The following is a 3854-nucleotide window of genomic DNA, read 5'->3' as shown; positions in this document are numbered from 1 at the left end:
GACCCGCGCGCGGCCGGGCGGGCGCTGCCCGACTGGACCGGCCCGGACGCGGCGGCCTGGCCGCTTTCCGTGCGGCTCGCCGCCGGGCTGATCGACGCGGTGCTGACCGGCGCGGCCGGTGACGGCCGTCGGGCCGGGCGGATCCTGGAGCAGGTGCTGGACCTGGCCGCGCCCACTGGCCGACGGTGAGCGACCTGGTCCGCGGCGCGGACGAGCGCCGGGCCGACGAGCCGCCGAAGCGCCCGGCCGGACCGGAGCGGACCCTGGACGAGCCGCTGACCGAGCGGGAGCTGACCATCCTGCGCTACCTGCAGAGCATCCTGTCCAACGTGGAGATCGCCAGCGAGCTGTCGCTGTCGGTCAACACGGTGAAGACCCACGTGCGCAACATCTACCGCAAGCTCGACGCGACCCGCCGGCGGGAGGCCGTCCGGCGGGCGCGCGAACTCCGGCTGATCTGATCGGGCCCGGGTCAGGCGTTCGCGGCGGCGTCCACGGCGGCCAGCAGGTCGGCCAGGTCGTAGCCGCCGTCGTGGCGGACCTCGTTGACGAAGAGCGTCGGGGTCCCGTCGACCCCGCTGCGGATGCCGCCGACGAAGTCCTGCCGGACCCGGTCGGCGTGGGCCTGCCGCCCCACCTCCGCGCCGACCTCGTCGGGTGGCAGCCCGAGCTGCTCGACGCCGAGCGACAGGTGCACCGGGTCGAGCTGGTCCTGGTGCTCGTAGAGCCAGTCGTGCATCTCCCAGAACCGTCCCCGCCGGCCGGCCGCCTCGGCGGTCTCGGCCGCGCTCTCCGCGTACGGGTGGACGTTGGCGATGGGGAAGTGCCGGTAGACCAGCCGGACGGTGTCGACGCGCTGGCGCAGCACCTCGGCCAGGTTGGTGTACGCGGCGCCGCAGAAGCGGCACTGGAAGTCGCCGTACTCGACGAGGGTGACCGGTGCGTCGGCCGGCCCGCGGGCGTGGTCCGTCGCGGTCACCGGGAGCTGTAGCCGGGCGGTGGTGACCTGTAGTGGCGTGGTCATCGGGCCGTCACCCGCCGATCCGTGGCCGGCAGGTTGAACCCGGGCGCGGGGCGCCCGGGTGTGATCAGCCCGTTCGGATCAGTCATGGTTCCCACGCTCGCCCGTGACGGGGTGAGCCGGGATCACCCGGCCGGGGTGGTCCGGTTCACCGCCCGACGGTCACGTGGTTGTGCACCTCCCGGATGCCGGGCGCGTTCCACACCACCCGCTCGATCTCCGCGCGCTCCGGCGCCGAGTGGACCAGCCCTTCCAGCAGCACGGTGTCGCCGTGCACCCGGACGCTGATCCCCTCCGCCTCGGTGGCGCCGTTGCGGGCCAGCGCGTCCACTATCCGCTCGGCCAGGTCGCGCCCGTCGGGGCGGGCGCTCGGCCGCACGGTGATGCCGTTGCTCACCCCGCGTACGCCGGTGAGCCGGGCGACCGAGCGTTCGGCGGCCCGGCGCTGGTACTCCCACTCGACCTCGCCGTGCAGGGTGACCCAGCCGTCGGCGACGGTCACGTCGAGCGCCTCGATCGGCACGAACGCGTCCCACTCCAGCGCTCGGCTGGCCGCGGTGGCGATCTCCGGGTCGCTCTTCTCGGCGGAGGTGGCGATCCGGACGGCGACGTCGTTGGCGACCGCCCGGACGCGGGGCACCCGGTGGGCGGCCCGCTCGGCGGCCCACTTCTTGGCGTAGCTGTCCACCGAGCCACTCAGCGTCACCACGCCCTCGGTGACGGTCACCCCGATCTCGTTGGGGCGTACCCGGGGCTCCCAGGTCAGTTCGTCGAGGACGGCGGTCTGGATCTCCTGATCGGTACGGGTGGTCGTCGCGGTGGCCATGCTGGCTCCCTCCGGGGTCGGTTCGCGGTGCGCCGGGCTCCGCCGCCGGCACGGAGTCCCGCAACCCCGATCCTGCGCGCACCCCGGGTGACCTGCCCTCACCCGATCCAGGTGGGGGGCGGCCACCGTCGCGTGGGGCTCAGCCGTCCAGGCCGGCGGGGGAGTTGGGGCGGTCGACGTCGACGAACTCGATCTCGTCGACGTCCCGCTCGCGGCTGCCGGCCGCCCGCGCGGCGGTGCCGGCGGCCCAGCCGATGGCCGCACCGGCCAGCGCCGCGGCGATCAGCAGCGTCCAGGGCAGCGCCGGCCGGCGGCCGGCGAGCGCGTCGAAGGCGAGGCTGGCCCGGCGGCGGGCCTCCTCGGCGGCGGAGCCGACCAGGTCGGTGGCGTCGTCGGCGATGCCGGAGGAGTTGCGGCGGGCCGAGCGGGCGGCGTCCCGCACACTGTCGCCGGCGGAGCCGGCGGCGGAGAGCAGGTGCTGCCACGCCTGGTCGGCGACGCGCTCGGGCTTGCTGCGGCGGTCCAGCAGGGTGGATCCGAACATTGGTGTTACCTCCTCGGGGTGCCGAAGTCCGCGTGGCCGGTTCGGACTCCGTGTGCCATCCGGCGCGTGACGGTTCGCTCCCCGTGCCCAGTGCCCCGACCGGACCGGGCGCAAACCACACCGCCGGGGCGCGTACCGGACAGACCACCCGGACGCGCCGGGGGTCGGGTGCCACCCGGGCGTGCGCCGGCCCGCTACCCTGGGTCGGCGGATCGGCCGGGCCAGCCCTGGTCGATCGACCGAGCTGACCCGCGCCGGGAAAAATCGGAGCCGGAAGGTCCGGATTGGGATGCCCAGGTGTGCCCAGTCCGCGAATTGCTCATCCCGAGGGGTGGCGACCGAGGCCGTCGGAGGAATACTCTCGGTCGCGGCCCGCGTACTGATGAGGCGCCCGTACGGGCGAGTGGAGGTGCTCGCGTGAGCCTGTCGATCGTGAAGTCGGTGCTGCCGGGTGGTGTGGTCCAGATCGCCCCGCGGGGGGAGATCGACGTCGACACCGCGTACGAGGTGCGGGAAGCGATCGCCGAGGTGCTCGCCAAGGGCCGCCCCTCCCGGATCGAGCTCAACATGCGGCTCGTCACCTTCATCGACTCGGTCGGCATCAGCGCCATGGTCGCCGGTTTCCAGACCTGCGAGGTCAGCGGCGTCAAGCTGGTGGTCACCGAGCCGAGTCGGTTCGTGCACCGGCAGCTCTGGGTGACCGGCCTGCTCGGCCTCTTCGGCGCGCCCGAGCCCTGGTTCGCCGACAGCACCCGTGAGGTCCTTCCCGGCGCCTGAACGGCCCGCCCCTCGCTGGTCGGCACCGGCGCCGCGTGCCGGCGGTGTCGGGCCGCCCGGGCCCCGTGCCCCCTCGCCGGTCCGGTGCCGCGGGCGCGGCGCGCCACCAGGGCCTTCCGACCCGTTGCCAGCCCGGCTCCGGTACGGGACGATCGTGCGGACCCACGACGGCGAGGGGGTACCGCTTGCTCAGCAGCGACAGCTTCAGCTACACCGTGCAGGCCCGGTGCACCCGGGCGGAGGCGGTGGCCCTGCTCAGCGACCTGAGCCGGCAGGGCGAGCTGCATCCGCTGATCGTGCGGGTCCGCCAACTGCCGCCCCGCCCGGGCGCGCTGGCCAGCTACGCGATCACCGACCGGCTGGCACTCGGTCCGCTGCACTTCCCGGTCACCTACCAGGCCGACGTGCTGATCGCCACCGAGGACGAGGTGGTCACCGTGGCCCGGCAGCAGCCGGCCACCACGGTGCGCAACCACACCCGGCTGCGTGACGAGCCCGACGGGGTGGTGCGGATCGACGTGGAGATCACCCTCTCCGCCCCCGCGCCCCTGTTCGGGTACGCCTTCCGGCAGGCCCGGGCGGCCCACCTCGGCCTGGCCAGCCGGCTGGGCGCCACCCTGGAGGGGCGGGTGGCCTGACTCAGCCGCGCCGCCCGGCCGGCGCCGGTCGCCGGGCCGCCGGGCGGG

At 74.9% G+C, this 3854-nt stretch carries 5 protein-coding genes and 1 pseudogene; 3 read left to right on the top strand and 3 right to left on the bottom strand.

What is annotated here, in order from left to right:
- A pseudogene (locus B0E53_RS33975) lies at positions 1–461 on the top strand (LuxR C-terminal-related transcriptional regulator); the annotation flags it as partial.
- Positions 462–472: 11 nt separating this feature from the next.
- Here the strand turns inward: B0E53_RS33975 and B0E53_RS33970 are convergent.
- The 3 genes from B0E53_RS33970 to B0E53_RS33960 form a co-directional block, all read right to left on the bottom strand.
- On the bottom strand, positions 473–1024 hold the full coding sequence (locus B0E53_RS33970; RefSeq protein WP_107079653.1) for a thioredoxin domain-containing protein: 552 nt from the start codon (positions 1022–1024) through the stop codon (positions 473–475).
- A gap of 145 nt (positions 1025–1169) precedes the next feature.
- Positions 1170–1847: a BON domain-containing protein gene (locus tag B0E53_RS33965; protein ID WP_107079652.1), complete on the bottom strand. Its 678-nt coding sequence runs from the start codon at positions 1845–1847 to the stop codon at positions 1170–1172.
- Between the two features lie 139 nt (positions 1848–1986).
- Positions 1987–2391: a hypothetical protein gene (locus B0E53_RS33960; RefSeq protein WP_107079651.1), complete on the bottom strand. Its 405-nt coding sequence runs from the start codon at positions 2389–2391 to the stop codon at positions 1987–1989.
- A gap of 417 nt (positions 2392–2808) precedes the next feature.
- Here B0E53_RS33960 and B0E53_RS33955 point away from each other — a divergent pair, with 417 nt between their 5' ends.
- Both B0E53_RS33955 and B0E53_RS33950 read left to right on the top strand, forming a co-directional pair.
- On the top strand, positions 2809–3168 hold the full coding sequence (locus B0E53_RS33955; protein ID WP_091319593.1) for an STAS domain-containing protein: 360 nt from the start codon (positions 2809–2811) through the stop codon (positions 3166–3168).
- 185 nt (positions 3169–3353) lie between these two features.
- A complete protein-coding gene (locus B0E53_RS33950; protein WP_107079650.1) occupies positions 3354–3806 on the top strand; it encodes an SRPBCC family protein in 453 nt (150 codons plus the stop codon).
- The last annotated feature ends 48 nt before the right edge of the window (positions 3807–3854 follow it).

This window comes from Micromonospora sp. MH33, assembly GCF_003013775.1.
GTDB lineage: Bacteria > Actinomycetota > Actinomycetes > Mycobacteriales > Micromonosporaceae > Micromonospora > Micromonospora fulviviridis.
This window is presented reverse-complemented; position numbering and strand designations above follow the sequence as displayed.

What these genes read in the sequence shown, in the direction of transcription:
- B0E53_RS33960 (WP_107079651.1), bottom strand. Translation starts at nt 2,391, where the DNA reads ATGTTCGGATCCACCCTGCTGGACCGCCGCAGCAAGCCCGAGCGCGTC.
- B0E53_RS33965 (WP_107079652.1), bottom strand. Translation starts at nt 1,847, where the DNA reads ATGGCCACCGCGACGACCACCCGTACCGATCAGGAGATCCAGACCGCC.
- B0E53_RS33970 (WP_107079653.1), bottom strand. Translation starts at nt 1,024, where the DNA reads ATGACCACGCCACTACAGGTCACCACCGCCCGGCTACAGCTCCCGGTG.